The 20,938-nt window shown below is 76.0% G+C and carries 21 protein-coding genes and 1 tRNA gene; 11 read left to right on the top strand and 11 right to left on the bottom strand.

Annotation, left to right across the window (positions count from 1 at the left end):
* Window positions 1–59: 59 nt before the first annotated feature.
* The 6 genes from ACI8AA_RS20155 to ACI8AA_RS20130 all read right to left on the bottom strand — a co-directional run bounded on the left by ACI8AA_RS20155 (window position 60) and on the right by ACI8AA_RS20130 (window position 7,540).
* Entirely contained in the window at window positions 60–1,904 is a 1,845-nt protein-coding gene (locus ACI8AA_RS20155; RefSeq protein WP_457046153.1) for a protein kinase domain-containing protein, read from the bottom strand.
* On the bottom strand, window positions 1,904–3,346 hold the full coding sequence (locus tag ACI8AA_RS20150) for a peptidoglycan D,D-transpeptidase FtsI family protein (protein ID WP_457046152.1): 1,443 nt from the start codon (window positions 3,344–3,346) through the stop codon (window positions 1,904–1,906). The genes ACI8AA_RS20155 and ACI8AA_RS20150 overlap by 1 nt, the downstream gene beginning before the upstream one ends.
* A complete protein-coding gene (locus tag ACI8AA_RS20145) occupies window positions 3,343–4,755 on the bottom strand; it encodes an FtsW/RodA/SpoVE family cell cycle protein (RefSeq protein ID WP_387988656.1) in 1,413 nt (470 codons plus the stop codon). Before ACI8AA_RS20145 ends, ACI8AA_RS20150 begins: the two co-directional genes overlap by 4 nt.
* The gene (locus ACI8AA_RS20140; RefSeq protein ID WP_457046151.1) at window positions 4,755–6,176 is read right to left on the bottom strand and encodes a protein phosphatase 2C domain-containing protein; all 1,422 of its coding nucleotides are present in this window, start codon (window positions 6,174–6,176) and stop codon (window positions 4,755–4,757) included. Before ACI8AA_RS20140 ends, ACI8AA_RS20145 begins: the two co-directional genes overlap by 1 nt.
* Before the next feature lie 67 nt (window positions 6,177–6,243).
* The gene (locus ACI8AA_RS20135) at window positions 6,244–6,705 is read right to left on the bottom strand and encodes an FHA domain-containing protein FhaB/FipA (RefSeq protein WP_387988658.1); all 462 of its coding nucleotides are present in this window, start codon (window positions 6,703–6,705) and stop codon (window positions 6,244–6,246) included.
* 13 nt (window positions 6,706–6,718) lie between these two features.
* On the bottom strand, window positions 6,719–7,540 hold the full coding sequence (locus ACI8AA_RS20130) for an FhaA domain-containing protein (protein WP_457046150.1): 822 nt from the start codon (window positions 7,538–7,540) through the stop codon (window positions 6,719–6,721).
* 176 nt (window positions 7,541–7,716) lie between these two features.
* Here ACI8AA_RS20130 and ACI8AA_RS20125 point away from each other — a divergent pair.
* Window positions 7,717–7,799, top strand: a tRNA-Leu gene (locus tag ACI8AA_RS20125).
* Between the two features lie 145 nt (window positions 7,800–7,944).
* Here the strand turns inward: ACI8AA_RS20125 and ACI8AA_RS20120 are convergent.
* The 3 genes from ACI8AA_RS20120 to ACI8AA_RS20110 all read right to left on the bottom strand — a co-directional run bounded on the left by ACI8AA_RS20120 (window position 7,945) and on the right by ACI8AA_RS20110 (window position 10,125).
* Window positions 7,945–8,340, bottom strand: a complete 396-nt coding sequence (locus ACI8AA_RS20120) for a nuclear transport factor 2 family protein (RefSeq protein WP_457046149.1) — start codon at window positions 8,338–8,340, stop codon at window positions 7,945–7,947.
* 73 nt (window positions 8,341–8,413) lie between these two features.
* Window positions 8,414–8,866 (bottom strand): DUF1707 SHOCT-like domain-containing protein, encoded by a 453-nt coding sequence (locus tag ACI8AA_RS20115; protein ID WP_457046148.1) that lies wholly within the window; start codon window positions 8,864–8,866, stop codon window positions 8,414–8,416.
* Window positions 8,867–8,961: 95 nt separating this feature from the next.
* Window positions 8,962–10,125 (bottom strand): acyl-CoA dehydrogenase family protein, encoded by a 1,164-nt coding sequence (locus tag ACI8AA_RS20110; RefSeq protein ID WP_457046147.1) that lies wholly within the window; start codon window positions 10,123–10,125, stop codon window positions 8,962–8,964.
* 94 nt (window positions 10,126–10,219) lie between these two features.
* Here ACI8AA_RS20110 and ACI8AA_RS20105 point away from each other — a divergent pair, with 94 nt between their 5' ends.
* From ACI8AA_RS20105 to ACI8AA_RS20090, 4 genes are read left to right on the top strand one after another with little or no spacing between them, the layout of a single operon-like run.
* Window positions 10,220–10,807, top strand: a complete 588-nt coding sequence (locus ACI8AA_RS20105) for a TetR/AcrR family transcriptional regulator (protein WP_457046146.1) — start codon at window positions 10,220–10,222, stop codon at window positions 10,805–10,807.
* On the top strand, window positions 10,804–11,277 hold the full coding sequence (locus ACI8AA_RS20100) for a GNAT family N-acetyltransferase (protein ID WP_457046145.1): 474 nt from the start codon (window positions 10,804–10,806) through the stop codon (window positions 11,275–11,277). Before ACI8AA_RS20105 ends, ACI8AA_RS20100 begins: the two co-directional genes overlap by 4 nt.
* A gap of 31 nt (window positions 11,278–11,308) precedes the next feature.
* Window positions 11,309–11,989, top strand: a complete 681-nt coding sequence (locus tag ACI8AA_RS20095; protein ID WP_457046144.1) for an RNA polymerase sigma factor — start codon at window positions 11,309–11,311, stop codon at window positions 11,987–11,989.
* Window positions 11,986–13,071 carry a hypothetical protein gene (locus tag ACI8AA_RS20090; protein WP_457046143.1) on the top strand — a complete coding sequence of 362 codons (1,086 nt, stop codon included), beginning with the start codon at window positions 11,986–11,988 and terminating at the stop codon, window positions 13,069–13,071. The genes ACI8AA_RS20095 and ACI8AA_RS20090 overlap by 4 nt, the downstream gene beginning before the upstream one ends.
* A 60-nt stretch (window positions 13,072–13,131) precedes the next feature.
* Here ACI8AA_RS20090 and ACI8AA_RS20085 read toward each other — a convergent pair whose 3' ends face one another.
* Window positions 13,132–14,319 carry a DUF222 domain-containing protein gene (locus ACI8AA_RS20085; RefSeq protein ID WP_457046142.1) on the bottom strand — a complete coding sequence of 396 codons (1,188 nt, stop codon included), beginning with the start codon at window positions 14,317–14,319 and terminating at the stop codon, window positions 13,132–13,134.
* 224 nt (window positions 14,320–14,543) lie between these two features.
* Between ACI8AA_RS20085 and ACI8AA_RS20080 the strand changes: the two genes are divergently transcribed.
* Genes ACI8AA_RS20080 through ACI8AA_RS20055 form a run of 6 tightly spaced genes read left to right on the top strand, consistent with a single transcriptional unit; the run spans window position 14,544 to window position 19,905 of the window.
* Window positions 14,544–15,467, top strand: coding sequence for an aldose epimerase family protein (locus ACI8AA_RS20080; RefSeq protein ID WP_457046141.1), 924 nt, complete (start codon window positions 14,544–14,546; stop codon window positions 15,465–15,467).
* A gap of 7 nt (window positions 15,468–15,474) precedes the next feature.
* Window positions 15,475–16,179 carry an MOSC domain-containing protein gene (locus ACI8AA_RS20075; protein ID WP_457046140.1) on the top strand — a complete coding sequence of 235 codons (705 nt, stop codon included), beginning with the start codon at window positions 15,475–15,477 and terminating at the stop codon, window positions 16,177–16,179.
* A 16-nt stretch (window positions 16,180–16,195) separates the two neighbouring features.
* Window positions 16,196–16,411 (top strand): RNA-binding S4 domain-containing protein, encoded by a 216-nt coding sequence (locus ACI8AA_RS20070; protein WP_457046139.1) that lies wholly within the window; start codon window positions 16,196–16,198, stop codon window positions 16,409–16,411.
* On the top strand, window positions 16,408–17,904 hold the full coding sequence (locus tag ACI8AA_RS20065; protein WP_457046138.1) for an RNB domain-containing ribonuclease: 1,497 nt from the start codon (window positions 16,408–16,410) through the stop codon (window positions 17,902–17,904). The genes ACI8AA_RS20070 and ACI8AA_RS20065 overlap by 4 nt, the downstream gene beginning before the upstream one ends.
* Window positions 17,901–19,097 carry a pyridoxal phosphate-dependent aminotransferase gene (locus ACI8AA_RS20060; protein WP_457046137.1) on the top strand — a complete coding sequence of 399 codons (1,197 nt, stop codon included), beginning with the start codon at window positions 17,901–17,903 and terminating at the stop codon, window positions 19,095–19,097. Before ACI8AA_RS20065 ends, ACI8AA_RS20060 begins: the two co-directional genes overlap by 4 nt.
* 22 nt (window positions 19,098–19,119) lie before the next feature.
* Window positions 19,120–19,905, top strand: a complete 786-nt coding sequence (locus ACI8AA_RS20055; RefSeq protein WP_457046136.1) for a nitrilase-related carbon-nitrogen hydrolase — start codon at window positions 19,120–19,122, stop codon at window positions 19,903–19,905.
* Here the strand turns inward: ACI8AA_RS20055 and ACI8AA_RS20050 are convergent.
* A complete protein-coding gene (locus tag ACI8AA_RS20050) occupies window positions 19,902–20,909 on the bottom strand; it encodes a DUF2382 domain-containing protein (protein WP_457046135.1) in 1,008 nt (335 codons plus the stop codon). The genes ACI8AA_RS20055 and ACI8AA_RS20050 overlap by 4 nt on opposite strands.
* Between the last annotated feature and the right edge of the window lie 29 nt (window positions 20,910–20,938).

The raw sequence follows: 20,938 nt of genomic DNA, 5'->3' as shown, positions 1-20,938 counted from the left end.
CCCGGCGGTCACCCTAACGGGCGATGCCGCCCGGTCCCGGGCGGCGCGAGGGAGCTCCGTCACGCCGGCGGTTCCTGCGCGGCCAGATCCGCGGCGACCGGCGAGGAACCGCCGTCCGGGTTTCCTGCGGTCCCCGAGCCGGTGCCCTCGCCGACGGGCGGCTGGGTCTCCGTCGACGGCGTCGGCGGCTCCGGTGCGGGGGAGCCGGACTGGTTGGCCGGCGGGCCGCCCGTCGTCTCGCTCGGGGTCGACGGGCTGGTCGTGGACGGGGCGGGCGTCGTGGTGTCCGGGGTGGGCTGTGTGGTGGTGGTCGGTGCCGGGGTGTCCTGGCCGCCGGTGTCCTCGTCGCCGGAGCCGCCGTCGTCCTGGCCGCCGGAGTCGTCGCCGGTGTTCTCGGACTCCTGCTCCGGGGCGTAGTCCTCCCGGGCCACGTACAGGGTGACGGAGGAGCCGCGGGGGACCGGGATGCCGTTGGGGTCGACGGCGGCGACGTCGCCGGCGCTGAGCTCGACGCCCGCGGCCGCCAGCTGGTCGGCGCCGGCGTCGGCCTGGGTCACCTCGAGGCCGGCCTCCTCCAGCTCGGCCTGCACGTCGTCGGCGTCCTCGCCGATGTACTGCGACGCGGCGGGGATGTTGACCAGCTGCTGGGTCGCGCTGGCCGAGCCGCTGGCCGAGGACGTGCTCGCCGAGGGGCCGGCGGTGGTGCCGTCGCGGTCGTCGCCGCCGCCGAGCAGCAGCCAGGCGCCGGTGACCAGCCCGGCGACCACCAGCAGGGAGACCAGCGCCCACACCCACCGGCGGCTGCCGCGGCGCGGTGCGGCATCGTCGTCCCACCGCTGCGCGTCGCCGTCGACCGGCGGGCCCTGCAGCGGGGGCATGGTGCGCGCACCGGCGGCGTGCCGGCCCCCGGTGCGCGGGCCGGCGGCCGCGGCGCCGAGCGCGGCGCCCGCCGCCGCCCCGGTGAGCGGGCCGCCGAGGACGCGGGTGCCCTCGCCGTCGACCTCGGGGATCACCTCCGTCTGCGCGGCGGCCGTCGTCCCGGTGGGCGACGTCACGGGCGCCAGGCCGCCGCCGGAGGCGACCGAGCGGATCGCCGCGGCGAAGGCGGCGCCGTCGGTGAACCGGTCGGCCGGGTCCTTGGCCAGTGCGCGCTCGACGAGCAGCCGCACCGCCGGGGGGATGTCGCCGGGCAGGGGCGGCGGCGGGCGGTTGATGTGCGCCAGCGCGATGGCCACCTGCGAGGTGCCGTCGAAGGGCCGCACGCCGGTGAGGCACTCGTAGCCGACGACGCCGAGGGAGTAGACGTCGGAGGCGGCGGTGACGTCCATGCCCTGCGCCTGCTCCGGCGACAGGTACTGCGCGGTGCCGACCACCATGCCGGTGCGGGTCAGCGGCGTGGTGTCGCGGGCGCGGGCGATGCCGAAGTCGGTCAGCTTCACCACGCCGTCGGGCCGGACGATGAGGTTGCCCGGCTTGATGTCGCGGTGCACCACCCCGGCGGCGTGCGCGGCCGACAGGCCGTCGGCGGCCTGGCCGAGGACGTGCAGCGTCCAGTCGACCGGCAGCCGCCCCTCCTCGTGGAGGATCGTCACCAGCGGCTTGCCCTCGACCAGCTCCATGACGAGGAACGCCAGCTGGCCGTTGCCGCCGTCGGCGCTGGTCTCGCCGTAGTCGTAGACCGAGGCGATGTTGGGGTGCGACAGGGCCGCGGTGTGCCGCGCCTCGTTGCGGAAACGGGCGACGAAGCTCGGGTCGCCCATGTACTCGCTGCGCAGCACCTTGGCGGCGACGACGCGGTCCAGGACGCGGTCGCGCGCCCGCCAGACCTCGCCCATGCCGCCCGTGGCGATCGGCTCGGTGATCTCGTAGCGGCCGGCCAGGATGGTGCCGGTGGACAGGGCCATCAGCCCCCCTGACCCTCGAGGTAGGCCTCGATCACGTCGCGCGCGATCGGGGCGGAGACGTCGCCGCCGGTACCCCCGCCGTTCGCCACGAACACCGCGACGGCGATCTGCGGGTCGTCGGCCGGCGCGAACCCGATGAACCAGTTGTGGTCGGGCCCGGCGTTCTGCGCCGTCCCGGTCTTGCCGGCGACCTCGACGCCGGGCACCTGCGCGCGCCGGCCGCTGCCGTTCTCCACGACGCTGACCATCATCTCGGTGAGCTGGTCGGCGACCTCGGGCGTGACCGGCTGGGAGAACTCCTCCGGGTCGGACCGGTCGATGACGGTGAGGTCGGGGGCGCGCACCTGGTCGACCAGGTAGGGGGTCATCAGGGTCCCGTCGTTGGCCACGGCCGCGGCGATCATCGCCGCCTGCAGCGGGGTCGTGCGGACGTCGCGCTGGCCGATCGAGCTCTGGCCCAGCGCCGCTTCGCTCTCGATGTCGCCGACGGCGCTGCCGGCGACCTCCAGCGGGATCTCCATGCCGTCCCCGGTCATCCCGAACGCCTCGGCCATCTCCCGCACCCGGTCCTCGCCGAGGTCGATCCCCAGCTGGGCGAAGGCGGTGTTGCAGGAGATGGTCAGCGCGTCGATCAGGGACTGCTCCTGGCTGCTGCTGCAGGAGGACCCGTTGAAGTTCTCCAGCGTCGTCGACGTGTCCGGCAGGGTGAGCAGGTCGGGGGCGGGGACGACGGTGTCCGGGGTGTACTCGCCGGTCGCCAGCGCGGCGGCCGAGACGATCACCTTGAAGATCGAGCCGGGCGGGTAGTTGTCCTGGGTCGCCCGGTTCAGCCGCGGGTCGGTCTCCATCGCGTCCAGCTGGTCGGCGTAGGCGCGGATGGCGTCGGGGTCGTGGCTGGACAGCTGCCCGGGGTCGTAGCTGGGCGTGCTGGCCATGCCGAGCACCGCGCCGGTGGACGGGTCCAGCGCGACGACCGCGCCGGTCACGCCGTCGAGCCCGGCCATCGCGGCCTCCTGGACGGCGGCGTCCAGGGTGAGGACGACGTCGCCGCCGGCCGGGTCGCGGCCGGTGAACAGGTCGGCCAGCCGGCGGGTGAACAGCCGGGCGTCGGAGCCGGTGAGCACGTCGTTGGCCGCGCGCTCCATCTGCCAGCTGTTGTAGAGCAGCGAGTAGTAGCCGGTGACCGCGGCGTAGGTGGGCCCCTGGGGGTACTGCCGCAGGTACTCGAGCGTGTCCTGGGTGGGGACCGACAGGGCCACCTCGGTGCCGTCGACGACGATCGAGCCGCGCTCGCGCGAGTACTCCTCGGTGAGCACGCGGGTGTTGCCCGGGTCCTCGCGCAGCTCGTCGGAGCGCACGACCTGGATGTAGTTGACGTTGACGATGAGCAGCGTGAACAGCACCAGCACGCTGATCGCCACCCGGCGCAGCGGCGCGTTCACGTGGACACCACCTCGGTCGGGGCGTCGCCGAAGGCGGCCTTGGGGGGAGCGGGCGGGGTGGCCGGCCGGCGGGCGGCGTCGCTGATCCGCACCAGGATCGCGACCAGCCCGAAGTTGGCCACCAGCGAGGACCCGCCGTAGGCGACGAACGGCGTCGTCAGGCCGGTCAGCGGCAGCAGGCCGGTGACCCCGCCGAGGACGACGAACAGCTGCCAGGCGACGGCGAAGGCCAGGCCGCCGGCCAGGAGCTTGCCGAAGGCGTCGCGCACGATCAGCGAGGTGCGCAGGCCGCGCTCGACGAGCACCAGGTAGATGACGATGACGGCGACCAGGCCGAACAGGCCCAGCTCCTCGCCGATCGCCGAGGCGATGAAGTCGCTCTTGGCCACCGGCACCTGGTCGGGGCGGCCGCCGCCGAGCCCGGCGCCGAACAGCCCGCCGGTGCCCAGCCCGAACAGCGACTGGACCAGCTGGTAGCCGCCCTCGTCGCGGTAGGCGAAGGGGTCCAGCCAGGTGTCCACGCGCACGCGCACGTGGCCGAAGAGCTGGTAGGCGAGGAACGCGCCGCCGGCGAACAGGCCCAGGCCGATGAGCAGCCAGCTCGCCCGCTCGGTGGCGACGTAGAGCATCACCACGAAGATGCCGAACAGCAGCAGCGAGCTGCCCAGGTCCCGCTCGAAGACGAGCACGAGGATCGACACGACCCAGACGACGAGGACGGGGCCGAGGTCGCGGCCGCGCGGCAGCTCCAGGCCCATCACCCGGCGGCTGGCCAGCGCCAGCACGTCCCGCTTGTCGACCAGGTAGGCGGCGAAGAAGACGATCAGGCAGATCTTGGCGAACTCGCCGGGCTGGATGCTGAAGCCCGCGACCCGGATCCAGATCTTGGCGCCGTAGACCTCGGAGACCGACGCCGGCAGCACGGCGGGCAGCGCGAGCAGCACCAGGCCGACCAGGCCCAGGGTGTAGGCGAACCGGGACAGCAGCCGGTGGTCGCGCAGCACGACGACGACGGCGACGAACAGGGCCACGCCCAGGGTCGCCCACAGCAGCTGGACCGGGGCGTCCTCGCGGGTGGCCTCGCCGTCCTGCAGCCCGGCGAGGTCGAGCCGGTGGATCATCGTCAGCCCGAGCCCGGTCAGCACCGCCACCGCGGGCAGCAGCAGCGGGTCGGCGTAGGGCGCGAACCGGCGGACGACGAGGTGCACGACCAGCCAGAGGGCGGTGAACCAGCCGCCGAAGGTCAGCAGGTCCGCGCGCAGCGAGCCGGTGACCGTGACGTCGACGATGCACTGCGCCGCGAGGGTGATGAGGACGGCGAACCCGAGCAGCGCGAGCTCGGTGTTGCGCCGCCGGGGCGGGACCGTGCCCGGCGCGGGGGCGCGCGGGTCGGTCGAGGGGCCGCCCATCACTCCGCCTCCCGGCAGTCCACCCCCGGCTCGGGCGACGACGACGGGGAGCCCGACGTCGGCGCGGCCTCGGTGCTGCTGCCCGTCGCCGCCCCGGAGGGCAGGGCCCCGGCGTCCGGGGAGGGCAGCGCGCCGTCGGGAAGCGGCGACAGCGAGGCCTCGGCCGACGGGGGAGCGTCGTCCGAGGGGGTGGCGGGTTCGGGGTCGCACGGCGGCAGGGTCGCGTCGTGCAGGTCGCCCACGATGCGCTGCGCGTCGTCGGCGTCGCTGGCCTCGATGCCCTGCCGGACGCTGTTCTGGTCGTAGGAGGACAGGTCGTCGAGCGCGATGTCGGTGACGTCGTCGACCCGGTAGAGGTCCAGGCCGAGCAGGGCGGTGTCGAAGCCGCGGTAGACCGCGACCCGGTCGCCGCCGTCGGCGGCCGCGACGCCCACGAACCAGTGGGTGAGCACCCACAGCCAGGTGGCGATCGCGCCGGCCACCAGGACCAGAACCACCCCCACAGCGACGAACAGCCGCCGCCGAGGGCGGCGGCGGTCGGGGGGAGCGGCGGCCGTGGAGCTGTTCGTCGGTGGTGGGGGCGGCGGGGGCGGCGGGTCGGCGAGCGCCGCCCGGCCGGCCGCCGAGCGGGGGTCGACCTCGCGCTGACCGCGGTTGTTCCCGGCCGCGCCGTCGACCACCGGCTCCATGGAGGTCCCCGTGCCGGAGTCCTCGACGACGTCGGCGACGATCACGGTGATGTTGTCCGGGCCGCCGCTGCGCAGCGCCAGCTCGACGAGCCGGTCGGCGGTCGACTGCGGGTCGGGGTCCTTGAGCGCCTCGGCCAGCGTCTCCTCGCTGACCACGCCGGACAGGCCGTCGGAGCACAGCAGGTAGCGGTCGCCGGCGCGGGCCTCGCGCATCGACAGGTCGGGGTCGACGTCCTGGCCGTTGAGCGCCCGCAGCAGCAGCGAGCGCTGCGGGTGGTGGTTGGCCTCCTCGGGCGTGATCCGCCCGTCGTCGATGAGGGTCTGCACGAACGTGTCGTCGTGCGTGATCTGGGTGAGGACGCCGTCGCGCAGCAGGTAGGCGCGGGAGTCGCCGACGTGGCACAGCGCCAGCCGGCCGCCGGCGAACAGGACGGCGGTGAGCGTGGTGCCCATGCCCTCCAGCTGCGGCGACTCGCGGATGACCTCGCGCAGGTGCTCGCTGCCGTCGAAGACCGCCTCACGCAGCGCCTGCAGCATGTCGCCGCTGGGCGCGTCGTCGTCGAGGTGCTCGAGCGCGGCGATCACGACCTTGCTGGCGACGTCGCCCGCGGCGTGCCCGCCCATGCCGTCGGCCACGGCCAGCAGCCGGGGCCCGGCGTAGACCGAGTCCTGGTTGTTGCCGCGGACCAGACCGCGGTCGGAGCGGGCGGCGTAGCGCAGCGCGAGGCTCATCGGGACCTGCTCACGTCTGGTCTGCCGCTCCCCGTGGTCGTCAGCATGCTCGTGCGGAGGATGCCCATCAGCGCAGCTCCAGGGCGGTCTGGCCGATGCGGATCGGCTGACCGGGAGCCACCAGCAGCGGCCCCTGCACCCGCTGCTGGTCGAGGTAGGTGCCGTTGGTCGACCCGAGGTCCTCGACGTACCACTGCCCGCTGCGGTTGGTCAGCCGGGCGTGCCGCGAGCTGGCGAAGTCGTCGGTGAGGACGAGCGTCGAGTCGTCGGCACGGCCGATGAGGATGGGCTGCTCCCCGAGGGTGATCTTCGTCCCGGTCAGCGGACCGGCGGTCACCACGAGTGTCCTGGGGCCGCGTCCGCGCTTGCGGGCGGGGGTCGCCGCGGCCCGGGGCGGGACCGAGGCGACCCGCCCCGTCCGGCCGCCGAACAGGTCGGCGCGGACCACGCGGAACGCGGCGAAGATGAACAGCCAGAGCAGCAGCAGGAACCCGAAGCGGAAGACCTGCAGCACGATCTCGGCGGTCACGGCCGACTCCCGTTCACGCGCCGTCCTGCCGGTAGACCAGCACCGAGTGGCCGATGCGGATGACGTCGCCGTCGGACAGCGCCTGCCGGCTCACCCGGCGGCCGTTGACCAGCGTGCCGTTGGTCGACCCGAGGTCCTCGACGACGGCGGTCCCGTTCTCCAGGACGACGTCGGCGTGCTTGCGGCTGACGCCGGTGTCGGGCAGCCGGATGTCGGCGTCGGTGCCGCGGCCGACGACGTTGCGGCCGGTGCTGAGCTCGTGCCGGGTGCCGGGCCCGTCGACGACGAGCACGTGCGTGACGCCGGGGCGGGAGCCCGCGCGGCCGACCACCGAGGGGTGCTGCCGCCCGGTGTCGGTGGCGACGCGGCCGTGCAGCGGCGGCAGCGGGGGGACCGCGCCGGAGCCGTTCAGCGGCGGCGCCGGCGGGACGGCGGCGGAGTCGGCGCGCAGGCCCGGGCGGGCGGGGTCGGCGACGTGCGAGCTGACCTCGAACACGCCGGTCGGCAGGGCGTCGTCGCGCTCGAGGCGCACCTGGACCTCGCCGAAGACCTGCCAGCCCTCGTCGTCGATGTGCTCGGAGACCATGTCGGCGAGCTCGGAGGCCAGCTGACCGGACCACTCGGCGAGGTTGTCGTAGTCGGTGGGGCCCAGGCGGACGTCGTAGACGTTGGGCGCGAGCACCCGGCCCTCGCCCAGGACCGACTTCTGCTCGTCGGCCTCCCGCTGCAGGGCCTTGGCGATCTCGGCGGGGTGGACCTTGCCCTTGAAGATCCGGGCGAAGGCGAAGCCGACCATGCCCTCGAGCCGTCGCTCGAAGCGCTGCAGCACGCCCACAGTCGCTCCTCCACGCTCGCCCGTACAGGTGATCCTCGACTGATCGTAGCCGGGTGGTTGCGTCCCGACCGGCCAGGAACGCGTGACACCCCCGGGTCCGGCCGGCGGCGCCGGGCCCGGGGGCGGAACCCCTCCGCCGGGTCCCGCCGGTGGGCTGCTACTGTCTGTCCTCGCCAGGGCAAGTGGCGGAATGGCAGACGCGCACGGTTCAGGTCCGTGTGTCCGTAAGGACGTGGGGGTTCAACTCCCCCCTTGCCCACACGGTCGAACGGCCCCCGGGGGATCCCCCGGGGGCCGTTCGCGTTCCCGGGGCGCTCCCGACGCGTCGCCCGCGACCCTCGCCGACTGCTCGGCGCGCACGGTCGGCGAGGGTGAGCGGCGCTCCGGCGGTGCTCAGGCGGTGCTCAGGCGGTGCCGGCGGTCTCCTGCAGGAAGGCGGCGGAGTCGTAGTAGGTGCGGACGCCGGTGAGCAGGCCGTCGTCGGACCCGTCCCCCTCGATCACGGTGACGCCGCGGTAGGTGAACGGCTTCCCGTTGCGCAGCGTGCCGCGCGACTCCCACTCCAGCGCGGCGGTGTTCTCCCCGACGGTGCTCGAGGTGAACGTCGTCTCCAGGTCGCCGAAGACGTTGCGGTAGTCCTCCCAGAACCGGCGGGCGCCGTCGCGGCCGTGCGCCTCGTGGTCCTGGTTGAGCTTCACGAGCTCGGCGTCGTCGCCGGTGAGGTCGACCAGCGGCTGCGGGTCACGCTCGGCGTCGAGGTGGTGCAGGGCGTCGGTGAAGCGCTCGGTGAGCGTGTGCACGGTGGTCCTCCGGGGCTCTCGGCTGCGGTCCCCGGGGGGCTACCCGGCCGGTGGCGGACGGACCCGCACCGGTTCAGGCGGCCGGCGGCCGTCCGGAGCGCCGCTCGCCGAGGGTGCGGGCGAGCAGGACGACGCCCCACGGGCCGACGACCCACACCGGCCACGGGTAGACCAGGTCGCCGCTGCCGAGCACCGACACCAGCCAGATGCCGATGACGATCACGCCGGTCACCAGCCAGCTCGTCCAGGCCGCGCGCAGGTCGTGTCCCCACGCGCCGTGCCAGGGACCGCCGTGCCAGGCGCCGCCGTACGCGACCGCGGCGACCGGGCGGGGCGCCGGGCGGGCCGGGCGGGGCAGGTCCGTGGTGAGCTCGGCCAGTTCGCCGTAGGTCCGGGCGGCGTGCGCGCGGGCCGACCGGTCCTCGTACTCGGCCAGGGTCAGCCGGCCGTCGGCCAGCGACTCGTCGAGGCGGGTGACGACGGCGGCGCGGTCGGCGTCGCCGGCGAGCAGGTGCGGCTCGGGCATCTCGGGGCTCCTCGTCGGGGGTGCTCCGAGTCTTTCCCCGCGGGGAGCCCGTCACCATTGACAGACGTCACGAGTCGGCCGTGCGTCCTGCACGGTCAGCCGTTCGCCGGCACGGCCTCCGCCGCGAGGTGCTTGCCGATCACCATCCGCTGGATCTGGTTGGTGCCCTCGAAGATCTGCATGACCTTCGCCTCGCGCATGTACCGCTCGGCGGGGTGGTCGCGGGTGTAGCCGGCCCCGCCGAGCACCTGGACGGCGTCGGTGGTGACCTTCATGGCGGCGTCGGTGGCCACCAGCTTGGCGATGCTGGCCTGCCGGGAGTAGGGCTGCCCGGCGTCCTTGCGGCGGGCGGCGACCAGGTAGGTGGCGCGGGCGGACTCGACGGCGGCGGCCATGTCGGCCAGCAGGAACGCCACGCCCTGGTGGTCGACGATGCGCCGGCCGAAGGCCTCCCGCTCCAGCGCGTAGGCGACGGCGACGTCGAGGGCGGACTGCGCCAGCCCGACGGCGACCGCGCTGACGCCGAGGCGCCCGGAGTCCAGCGCGCCCAGGGCGATGGCCAGGCCGCGGCCGGGCTCGCCGACCATCCGGTCGCCGGGCACCGCGACGTCGTCGAGCCGGATGGCCGCCGTGGTGGAGCCCGTGAGGCCCATCTTCTGCTCGGGCGGCGCGGCGGACAGGCCAGGCAGGTCGGGGGTGAGGTGGAAGCAGGAGATGGCGCGGTCGCCGTCGTCGGGGGTGCGCAGGAAGGTCGTGTAGAAATCCGCCTGCCCGCCGTGGGTGACCCAGGCCTTCTCGCCGGTGGCCACCCAGCCGTCGTCCGTGGTCTTGGCGGCGGCGCGCATGGCCGCGGGGTCGGAGCCGGCGTGTGCCTCGGACAGGCAGTAGGCGCCGAGCAGCCGGCCGCCGACCATCTCCGGCAGCCACTCCTCGCGCTGGGCCGGGGTGCCGAACCGGTCGACCGGGCCGCAGGCGAGGGTGTGCACGCTCACCCCCAGTGCGACGCTGGCCCACCGCATGGCCAGCTCCTCGACCACCTGCAGGTAGACGGCGTAGGGCTGCCCGCCGCCGCCGACGTCCTCCCCGAAGGGCAGGCCGAGCAGGCCGGCCTCGCCGAGCAGGGCGAACACCTCCCGCGGGAAGCGCTCCTCGCGCTCGTGCGCGGCCGCTCTCGGCGCCAGCTCGGCGTCGGCGATCTCGCGGGTGAGCGCGATGAGGTCGGCGGCCTCCTGGGTGGGCAGCTCACGGTCGACGGCCACGGGGTCCCCCTCGTCGCGGATCAGCAGCAGTACTCAAGACGATACGTCAGTACTGTGGAACGTCCAGGGGCCATGCTGTCCAGCCGGAGGTGCCGTGACGACGACCGAGACCGGCGAGCGGCGGCTGACCGCGCGCCAGGCGCAGCTGCTCGACCAGCTCACCGAGGTGTTCCTCGCCGAGGGCTTCGCCGGGTTCACCCTCGAGGACCTCGCCGTCCGGCTGCACTGCTCCAAGACGACGCTGTACGCGCTCGCCGACAGCAAGGAGCAGCTCGCCGTCCGGGTGGTGCGGCACTTCTTCCGCCGGGCGACGGCCGCCGTCGAGGCGCGGACCGCCGGGGAGGCCGACCCGGCGCGGCGGGTCACCGCCTACCTGGAGGCCGTGGCGGGGGAGCTGACCCCGGCGTCGCGGGCGTTCTACCGCGACCTGGAGGCGTTCCCGCCGGGACGTGCGGTGTACGAGCACAACACCGCCGTCGCCGCCGAGCGGGTGACCGCGATGATCGCCGACGGCGTCGCGGCCGGCCGGTTCCGCGAGGTGCACCCGGCGCTGGTGGCCGACACCGTCACCACGCTCATGTCGCGCATCGGCCGCGGCGACACCGCGCGCGCCACCGGCCTGGACGACGCCGCCGCCTACCGAGAGCTCGCCGCGCTGCTGCTGCACGGGATCAGCCGGTGACGGTCGTGCTCGGGCCCGCCGCCTGGGACGACGACGAGGTGCGGCGGCTGACCACCGCGCAGCAGGCCGAGCTGCGGGCCCGCTACGACGGCGACAGCGAGCCGGGGACGCCGCCGTCGGCCGCGGACGTCAGCGTCGTCCTGGTCGCGCGGGACCCCGACGGGACGGCGGTCGGCTGCGGCGCGCTGCGCGTCCTGGGCGACGACGTGGCCGAGGTCAAGCGCATGTACGTGGCGCCGGAGGCCCGCGGGCGGGGCGTGTCCAAGCTGGTGCTGGCCGGGCTGGAGGCCGCGGCCCGCGAGCGCGGCTGGACGACGCTGCGCCTGGAGACCGGCCCGCGCCAGCCCGAGGCGATAGCGCTGTACGAAGGGGCGGGCTACCGTCCCATCCCCGCGTTCGGCGCCTACGTGGACTCCCCGGACGCCGGGTGCTCTCTGTACTACGAACGGGACCTCGCCGGCCGCGCGTGAACCCGATCCGGCGCACCGGACATGGAGGGGTGTGACCGTCTCACCGCCTGCGTCCGGCTCGCCACCGGTCGTCACCGTCCTCGCCGTGCACCGGTCGGCCGGCCCACCGCCGGACGCCGTCCCGCTGCGCGCGCTGCCGTCGTCGCTGCCGACCGACGCCGAGGTGCTCGCCGGGTCGCTCGCCGAACCGGAGCTGTTCGCGACGCTGTTCGACCGGCACGCCGCCGCGGTGCACCGCTACCTGGGCCGGCGCGTCGGTGAGCTGGCCGACGACCTGCTCAGCGAGACGTTCCTCGTCGCCTTCCGCCGCCGGGCCGACTACCGGCCGGAGCGCCTGGACGTGCGGCCCTGGCTGATCGGCATCGCCACCAACCTGGTGCACGGCGCCGCGCGGGCCGAGCGGCGCCGCTACCGGGCGCTGGCCCGGGCGGCGGCCGAGCCGGACGCCCGCCCCGACGACGACCCGCACGACCGGCTCGACGCGCAGGCGCTGCGCGGCCCGCTGGCCGCGGCGCTCGCCGGCCTCAAGGCCCCCGACCGCGACGTCCTGCTGCTCGTCGCCTGGGGCGACCTGTCCTACGAGGAGGTCGCCGCGGTGCTCGACGTCCCGGTGGGCACCGTCCGCTCCCGCCTGCACCGCGCCCGCCGCCAGACCCGGGCCACGCTCGAGGCGCCCACGCTGTCCGACCTGCTGTGGGAGGAGACCCGGTGAACGAGCTCACCCTGCTCCGCGAGGCCGGTCCCGAGGCGCCGGCCCTGACGCCCGCCGCGCGCGCGGCCGCCCGCGCAGCCCTGCTGGAGGAGATCGAGGCCGCGGGGACCCGCCGGTGGCGGCCTCGGCTGCCCGGGCGGCGGGTGTCGCTGCGCGTCGGCACCGCGCTGGTCGCCGTCGCCGCCGCCTGGACGACGGCCGTCGTCGTCGGCTCGCCGCAGGACCCGGGGGCGCCGTCCGTGCCGTCATCGAGCCCGCCGGCCGCTCCCGGCACGCTGGCGCTGGTGGCGGCCGAGGCGGTGACCTTCCCCGTGTCCGTCGAGGCGCCGCCGGAGGGCCTGACGCCGCTGTACAGCCGACGCGGCGGCATGCCGCAGTACGGCGAGACACCGCCCTGGTACGTGGCGGCCTATCTGCCCGTCGACCCGGAGACCGGCGCACCCGGGCCCTCCGGTGCCGGCCAGGTGGTGCTCACGCTCTGTCCCGAGGACCCCCGCTCCTCCGAGGACTACGGCTTCTGGCCCGAGGGGGACCCGACCGGGACGGCGACCGTCGACGGCGCCGAGGCCTCCGTCTGGCAGGAGGACGGCACGGTCAGCCTGCTGTGGGAGCGGCCGGACGGGCAGTGGGTCTGGCTCGCGGGGGAGGGTGCCCGGGCGGAGGTCGAGGCCCTGGCGGCGATGGGGGAGTCGATCGTCGACCGCCCGCAGCCGGTCGGGCTGCAGTTCGGGCTGGCGCCGGCCGGCTGGTCGGTGGGCGGCTACGAGGAGAGCCGCAGCCTCGACCTGGTGAGCGACGCCGACCCCGTCCTGGCGCTGCGGCTCAGCACGGTGGGCGCGCAGTACACCGGGACGATCGACGAGCTCCTCGAGCGGATGCCGACGGCCGCCCCGACGGAGCCGGTGACCGTGCAGGGCCGCGACGGCCGGCTGGCGCTGCTGACCGGCGACGTGGGCCAGCCGCCGTTCTGGACGCTGATCGGGCAGCTCCCGGACGGCCGGTTCTTCCGCCTGCTCGCCCCGCAGGCGCTGACCCGCGAGCAGGTGCTGCAGATCGGCGAGCAGGTGACCTCGGTGCCCTGACGGCGCGCAGCCCGGCACGGCCGTCCGCTCTCAGCGGGCGGCCGTGTCCGGGCGCGGAGGTCAGGCGGCGGGCGCCAGCGGTGGCGGCCGCAGCGGTGCCGGGGTGGTGATCTCGGTGCCGTCGGAGCGCCAGGTGCGCCATCGGCCGTCCGGTTGCCGTTCGACGCGGAAGCCGTGGTGGACCTTCGTGTGGTGGCGTTCGCACAGCAGCGCGGAGTTGTCGAGGCTGGTGTCGCCGCCGTCGATCCAGTGCACCAGGTGGTGCACGTCCGCCCACCAGGTCGGGGCCCGGCAGCCGGTGAACACGCACCCGCCGTCGCGGAGTTCGACGGCCCGGCGCAGGTGGCGGTCGGCCAGCCGCCGTTCCCGGCCCAGGTCCAGCGGTACCCCGGCGGGGCCGAACACGACCCGGGAGACGGCGCCGTCGCAGGCCAGCCAGCGGGCGCGGGCGGCGGAGATGGTGGCGCCGGAGCCCATCCGCCCGGCGTTCGGGCTCCCGTGCGGGTCGACCAGGTCGTCCAGGTCGACCCGGACGGCGATCTGCGGCTTGTGCCCGCGCAGGATCGGCAGCGACCCGGCCGCCAGCACGTTGTCGGCGACCTGCACCAGGGCATCCCCGAGCCGCTGGGCGCGGCAGCGGTCGTCGCCGGCGGGGCGGTCGGCCTGCACGTGCGCCTCGAGTGCGGTCTGCAGCCGCTCCCCGCCGACCGCGTCCAGGTGGCCGCGGATGCTCAGCGAGCCGTCGGCGTGCCGGGACAACGTCAGCGACCGCCCCTCGGTCGGGTCCGGCTCGGGCCCGTCGGGATCCAGGTCGGTGCAGTAGTGCTGCACCACCTTCACCAGGTCGGCGTGCGGACGCTCGACCGCCACCCCGGTGAGGACCACGTCGATGACGGCCAGGTCCACGCCCTGCTCGAGCGCCGCGGCCAGCCGCTCGGGGGTGACCGCGCGGGCGGCGACGGCGACCTGCTCGGCGGACACCAGACCTGCCGCGTGCGCCTCGGCCAGCGCCGGCAGGTGCTCCAGGGCCCGGCCGTTGCGCACCAGCCGCGACGCCTCCGCCGTGGACAGCCGGCAGTGCCCGCGCAGCCAGGAGGTCATCGACCTCAGCCCGTCCCGGTCCGGTGCGTGGAACAGCTCCGCGGCGCGCACCGCGCGGGCCAGCCGGGCGTCGATCCGGTTGCGCTCGGCGACCAGCGCGGCGACGTCGTCGAGGACGTCCCCGCTGCCCAGCTCACCCGAACACACGATCGAATCTCAGCCGATCCGACGGCCTCGCGCAGTGGGAATCTGCAGCTCAGGAGGCCTCCACCGATCCTGCGAGCCTCTCGACACGGCAGGGACGGCGACCCGTGTGAGCGGCAGGTCGGGCCGGGTCCCGCCCGACTCGCCGCCGCCCCGTGCGGAGGGACGCCGCCGACGCAGCACGAGGACCGCTGGGCCGGGCTGCCGGGATGTGGTGGGGTGAGCCGGTGAGCGTGCCGCCGATGACCGCCTGGCCGCAGACGGAACCGGCGGAGGTGGAGCTCGTCCGCGGCGACGCCCGCCTCGCCGTCGACCTGCGCGGCGGCGGGCTGCGCGTCCTGACCGCCGGCGGCTGGGACGTCCTCGACGGCTATCCCGCCGGCACGGTGCCCGCCGGGCGGCGGGGCGGCGTCCTGCTGCCCTGGCCCAACCGGCTGCGCGACGGGCAGTGGACCTGGCAGGGGCAGCGGCTCCAGCTCGACGTCGCCGCGCCCGGCAAGCCCGCCGCGCACGGCCTGGTCACCTGGCAGCGGTGGGAGGTGCTGGCCCGCCACTCGGACGCGGTCACCGTCGGCACCGTCGTCGAGGCCCGCCCGGGCTACCCGTTCCGCCTCGCGGCCGCCGTCGACCACCTCCTCGGCGAGGACCGGCTCACCGTCACCGTCCGGGTCCGCAACGCCGGGGAGCGGCCCGCGCCGTTCGGCGCCGGCATGCACCCCTACCTGTCGGTCGGGGCGGACGCCGACGGCGGCATCGGCGACGCCGAGCTGACCGTCCCGGCGCGCACCGCCCTCGACCTCGACGGCGGCCTGCCCACCGGCACCCGCCGGCCCTTCGACGGCGCGGTCGGCCGGATCGGCGAGCGCGCCCTCGACGACGCCGTCACCGACCTCGACCGCGACGACGACGGCTGGGCGCGGGTCCGGCTGCGCGGCGCCGCGGGCACGCTCGAGCTCGCCGTCGACCGGTCCTGGCCGTGGCTGCAGGTCTACAGCGGCGACACCCTGCCCGAGGGCCAGCGCCGGCGCAGCCTCGCCGTCGAGCCGATGACCTGCCCGCCGAACGCGCTGGCCGACGACGCCGACCTCGTCGTCCTCGATCCGGGGGAGACCTGGTCGGGGACGTGGACGCTGTCCTGGACGGCGGCCTGACGTGCGCGTGCAGGAGCTCTGGCGCTACCCGGTGAAGTCGCTGCAGGGCGAGCGGCTCGACGCCGTCGACGTCGGACCCGAGGGTCCGGCCGGCGACCGGCGGTGGGCGCTGTTCGACCGGTCCACCGGCTTCGGCCTCACCGCCCGCCGCGTCCCCGACCTGCTGTTCGCCTCCGGCCGGCTGCGCGCCGACGGCGGTGTCGAGGTGGTCCTGCCCGACGGCACGGTCACCGGCGACGACGCGGTCCTCTCCGACTGGCTGGGGAAGCCGGTGGCCCTGCGCGCGGCGGAGGCCGTCCGGGGCCCGCGGCAGTACGAGGACCCGGTCGACGACGAGGACGGCGGCCCGTGGGACGCCTGGGAGGGCGCGTCCGGCGCCTTCCACGACAGCTCGCGCATCCGCGTCTCCCTGGTGTCCACCGGCACGCTCGGCACCTGGGACCGGCGGCGGTTCCGCGCCAACGTGCTGCTCGACGGGGCGGGCGAGGACGACCTGGTCGGGACGACGGTGCGGCTGGGCACGGCGGTGCTCGACGTGCTCAAGCCGGTCAGCCGCTGCGTCATGGTGACCCGGCCGCAGCCGGGTGGCATCGGCCGCGACACCGGCGTCCTCAAGACCGTGCACCGTGAGCGGGGCGGCACGCTGGCCGTCGGCGCGCTGGTCCCGGTGCCCGGTCGGGTGGCCGTCGGCGACGCGCTCGTCCCCGCCTGAGGGCACGATCGACGTCGTGCGCACCGTCGAACTGCGTCCCGGTGAGGACTCCATCCGCCTCGGTCAGCTGCTCAAGCTCGTCGACGCCGTGCCGACCGGCGCGCAGGTCAAGGACGTGCTGGTCACCGGCGCGGTCCGCGTGAACGGCGAGCCCGAGGACCGCCGCGGCCGGCAGGTGCGCCGGGGCGACGTCGTCTCCATCGAGGGCGCCGAGGACGTGCGCGTCGCATGACCGACGGCGCCGGTTCCACGTGGAACGACGACGCACCTCTGGATGCCGGGTTCCCCGCGACCAGGGACCGCTTCCCCCTGGCGCTGCCGCGGTGGCCGGACGCCGCCCCCGCCGGGCCGGACTTCGCCGCGATCCGTGCGGAGCACGACGTCCCCGAGTCCTTCCCGGCCGAGGTGCTCGCCGAGGCCGAGCGGGTCGCGGCGGCCCTCCCGCTGCCGGAGGAGGACGCCACTGCCCTGCCGCTGGTCACCGTCGACCCGCCGGGCAGCCGCGACCTCGACCAGGCGGTGCACCTGGCGCGGGAGGACGGTGGCTACGTCGTCCGCTACGCGATCGCCGACGTCGGCTCGGTGGTGGCCCCCGGCGGGGTGCTCGACGCCGAGGCGCAGCGCCGCGGCCAGACCCTCTACAGCCCCGACCGGCGCACCCCGCTGCACCCGCCGGTGCTCAGCGAGGGCGCGGCCAGCCTGCTGCCGGGGCAGGACCGCGCCGCCGCGCTGTGGACCATCCGGCTCGACGCCGACGGCGAGGTGCGCGGCGTCGACCTGCGCCGGGCCCGCGTCCGCAGCCGCGCGCAGCTGGCCTACCCCGACGTCCAGGCGCAGGCCGACGCCGGCACCCTGCCCGACCCGGTCGCCCTGCTGCCCGAGGTCGGCCGGCTGCTCGAGCGGCGCGCGGCCGACCGCGGCGCCGTCGAGCTCGGCACCCCGGAGCAGCAGGTGGTCCGCGGCCCCGACGGCGGCTGGACGCTGGTCGCGCGCGCGGACCTGCCGGTCGAGGGCTGGAACGCGCAGGTCTCGCTGCTCACCGGCCGGGTCGCGGCCCGGCTCATGCTCGACGGCGGCGTCGGGGTGCTGCGCACCCTGCCGCCGGCCCGGCCGGAGGACGTCGAGCGGCTGCGCCGGCTGGCCCCGGCACTCGGCGTGCGGTGGCCGGACGGCGCCGGGCCGGGGGAGGTCCTCGCCGGGCTCGACGTCACCGACCCCCGGCACGCGGCCTTCCTCGAGGAGGCGGCCGCCCTGCTCCGCGGCGCGGCCTACACCCCCTTCGACGGTGCCCCGCCCGGGCAGACCGGCCACGCCGGCGTCGGCGCCCCGTACGCGCACGTCACCGCCCCGCTGCGCCGGCTGGTCGACCGGTTCGCCACGGAGGTCTGCCTCGCGCTGGCCGCCGGCCGCGAGCCCGACCCCGCGCTGCGCGCCGCGCTGCCGGAGCTGCCCGGCCTCATGGCCGCCTCCGACCGGCGCACCCGGGCGGTCGAGCGGGCCGCCGTCGACGCCACCGAGGCGTGGCTGCTCGCCGGCCGCGAGGGCACGGTGCTCGACGCCGTCGTGGTCGACGCCGACGGCGACCGCGGCACCGTCGTCCTCGCCGAGCCGGCGATCCGGGCCCGCTGCACCGGCGCCGTCCCGGCCGCCGGTTCCCGGGTGCGGGTGCGGCTCACCGAGGCCGACGTCGCCCGCCGCTCGGTCCGCTTCGAGGTGTCCGCGTGAGCCGCGAGCCGTACCTCGCCCACCGCCTGCAGGGCTTCGGGACGACGGTGTTCGCCGAGATGAGCGCGCTCGCCGTCGCCACCGGGTCGATCAACCTCGGTCAGGGCTTCCCCGACACCCCCGGCCCGGCCGAGGTCCTCGACGTCGCCCGCGCCGCCGTCGGCACCATGGCCGACCAGTACCCGCCCGGCCCCGGCACCCCGGAGCTCCGGATGGCGATCGCCGCGCACGTGCAGCGCTTCCGCGGGCTCGCGTACGACCCCGACACCGAGGTGCTGGTGACCGCCGGCGCCACCGAGGCCCTCACCGCCGCGATGCTGGCGCTGGTCGAGCCCGGCGACGAGGTGGTGCTGTTCGAGCCGGTCTACGACAGCTACGCCGCCGCGGTGGCCATGGCCGGCGGCGTCCTCCGGCCGGTCCCGCTGGGCCCGCCGCCGGCCGACACCGAGGGCGGTGTCTGGACCTTCGACCCCGCCGACCTGCGTGCCGCGGTCACCCTGCGGGCGAAGCTGCTGCTGCTCAACACCCCGCACAACCCCACCGGCAAGGTGTTCAGCCGGGCCGAGCTGGACCTGGTCGCCGAGGTGGTCCTCGGGGCGGGCCTGCTGCTGGTCACCGACGAGGTCTACGAGCACCTGGTGTTCGACGGCGCCGGGCACGTCTCCGCGGCGACCCTCCCCGGGCTGCGCGAGCGGACGCTGGTGGTCGGCAGCGGCGGCAAGACGTTCAGCACGACCGGCTGGAAGGTGGGCTGGGCCTGCGGGCCGGCGCCGCTGGTGGCCGCCGTCCGCACCGCCAAGCAGTTCCTCACCTACGTCAACGCCGGGCCCTTCCAGCCCGCGATCGCCGCCGGGCTCGCGCTGCCCGACGACTACTTCACCGGCATCGCCCGCGACCTGCAGCGCCGCCGCGACGTCCTGGTCGCCGGGCTGCGCGCGGCGGGCCTGCCCACGATCAGCCCGCAGGCCACCTACTTCGCCATGGTCGACGTCCGCGGGGTGCAGGCCGACGGCGACGGCCTGGCCTTCTGCCGCGCGCTGCCGGAGCGGGCGGGGGTGGTGGCGGTGCCCGCCGGCGTCTTCTGGACGGCGGGCCACGCCGACCTCGGCCGCCACCTCGTGCGGTTCGCCTTCTGCAAGCGCGACGAGGTCCTCACCGAGGCGGTGGCCCGGCTGGGCAGGATGTCCGCATGAGGTCCGGCCGGGGAGGCGCAGCGTGAGGTTCGGCATCGTCCAGCACGACATCGTCTGGGAGGACCGGGAGGCCAACTACGCCCGGCTGGCGCCGCAGGTCGCCCGCGCGGCGGCCGCCGGCGCGGAGTTCGTGCTGCTCGGCGAGACGTTCTCCACCGGCTTCTCGATGACGCCGGGCATCGGCGAGCCCGAGGACGGGCCGTCGGCGTCCTTCCTGCGCGCGCAGGCCGCCGAGCACGGCGTCTGGGTGGCCGGCACCTGCCCGGAGATCGCCCCGGGCGCGGACCTCCCGTACAACTCGTTCGTCCTGGCCGGCCCCGACGGCACGGTGCACCGCTACCGCAAGCTGCACCCGTTCACCCACGGCGGCGAGGCCGAGCGCTACCGCGCCGGCGACGGCCCGCTGACGGTGACCGTCGGCGACCTGCGGATCACGCCGTTCGTCTGCTACGACCTGCGCTTCGCGAACGTGTTCTGGGCCGCCGCCGAGACCACCGACGTCTACCTCGTGACGGCGAACTGGCCCTCGGCCCGCCGGCACCACTGGACGACGCTGCTGCAGGCGCGCGCCATCGAGAACCAGGCCTACGTGGTCGCCTGCAACCGGGTGGGCACCGGCGGCGACGGCCTGCACCACGCCGGCGACAGCCGGGTCGTGGACCCGATGGGCGAGGTGCTGGCCGCCGCCGCGGGTGGCGAGACGCTCGTGCTGGCCGACGTCGACCCGGCCGAGGTCACCGCCACCCGCAAGCGGTTCGCCTTCCTCGCCGACCGTAGGAGGACCCCGCTGCCCCCCACCGCTCGCTAGCCCGCGGCGGGCGGGGCCGTTCCAGCACGTCCCGGCCGGGGCGAGCGCGTCTCGTCGACGACGATCTCCTCCCGCTGCACCTGCTCGCTGACCCGCTCCTGGCCCTGCACCACCTCGGTGGTCAGCCGGACCCGCTCGACCGGCACGACCTCGACCGACACCACCGGCCGCTCGGCGTGCAGCACGATCTCCCCGGGCAGGCCCGCGGTGCCGGTGCCGGTGCCGGTGCCGGTGCCGGCCGCCGGCGCGCCGCCGACGGGCGCCGTCCCGTCGGCGGGCTGCAGCGACTCGCCGGGGAGGTCGGGGGCGTCGAGGGGCACGTGCTCGACGCGGATCTCCTCGCGCCGGATCGGCACGGTCACCTGCACCTCCTCGGTGACCACGTACTTGACCAGCCGCACCCGCGTGGTGGCCACCTGCTCGGTGCCCACGCGCAGCTGCTCCTCGCTGCGGGTCATCGCGCCGTCCGTGGCCGGCGCGGCGTACCCGGCGGCGGGCTCCGCCGGCGGCGGCGGGGCGGCCTGCTCGGTGGTGGTCCGCGTCGTGGTGGCCGGCGGGGGGACCGGCCGGGTGGGCGTGTCCGCCACCGCCGCGCCGGCGACCGGCACGTCGGTCGCGAACCCGGCTCCCGCAGCGGCGGTCCCGGTCCCCGACGGCGCCCCGGGCTGCCCGGCCGCGACGCCGGGCGCCACGCCGGCCGCCAGCCCGTAGTGCTGCCGCAGCGCGGCCTCCTCCTCCGGGCCGAGGTGGTCGCCGCCCAGGTGCGGGGCGGACCGGACGGCGTCCTTGTGCACGGGCACGCTCAGCACGCCGTCGTCGAAGGTCGCCTGCGTCGCCGGGACGATCGAGTGCCGGGTGCCGAACAGGCCGGTGCTCACGGCCACCCAGGTGGGCGCACCGGTGCGGTCGTCGACGAAGAAGCTCTCGACGGTGCCGATCCTCTCGCCGTCGGGGCCCTGGACCGTGCTCCCGATCGCCGCGGACAGGTCTCGCTCGCTCAACACGGTGTTCGCCTCCTCCGTCGACACCCCGG

The organism is Geodermatophilus sp. SYSU D01180 (assembly GCF_054050415.1).
This window is presented reverse-complemented; position numbering and strand designations above follow the sequence as displayed.

Excerpts from the sequence above, each read along its gene's own strand:
- ACI8AA_RS20115 (WP_457046148.1), bottom strand. The coding sequence starts at position 8,866 with ATGCCCGAGCCGCACCTGCTCGCCGGCGACGCCGACCGCGCCGCCGTC.
- ACI8AA_RS20145 (WP_387988656.1), bottom strand. The coding sequence starts at position 4,755 with ATGGGCGGCCCCTCGACCGACCCGCGCGCCCCCGCGCCGGGCACGGTC.
- ACI8AA_RS20140 (WP_457046151.1), bottom strand. The coding sequence starts at position 6,176 with ATGAGCCTCGCGCTGCGCTACGCCGCCCGCTCCGACCGCGGTCTGGTC.
- ACI8AA_RS20155 (WP_457046153.1), bottom strand. The coding sequence starts at position 1,904 with ATGGCCCTGTCCACCGGCACCATCCTGGCCGGCCGCTACGAGATCACC.
- ACI8AA_RS20065 (WP_457046138.1), top strand. The coding sequence starts at position 16,408 with ATGACCGACGGCGCCGGTTCCACGTGGAACGACGACGCACCTCTGGAT.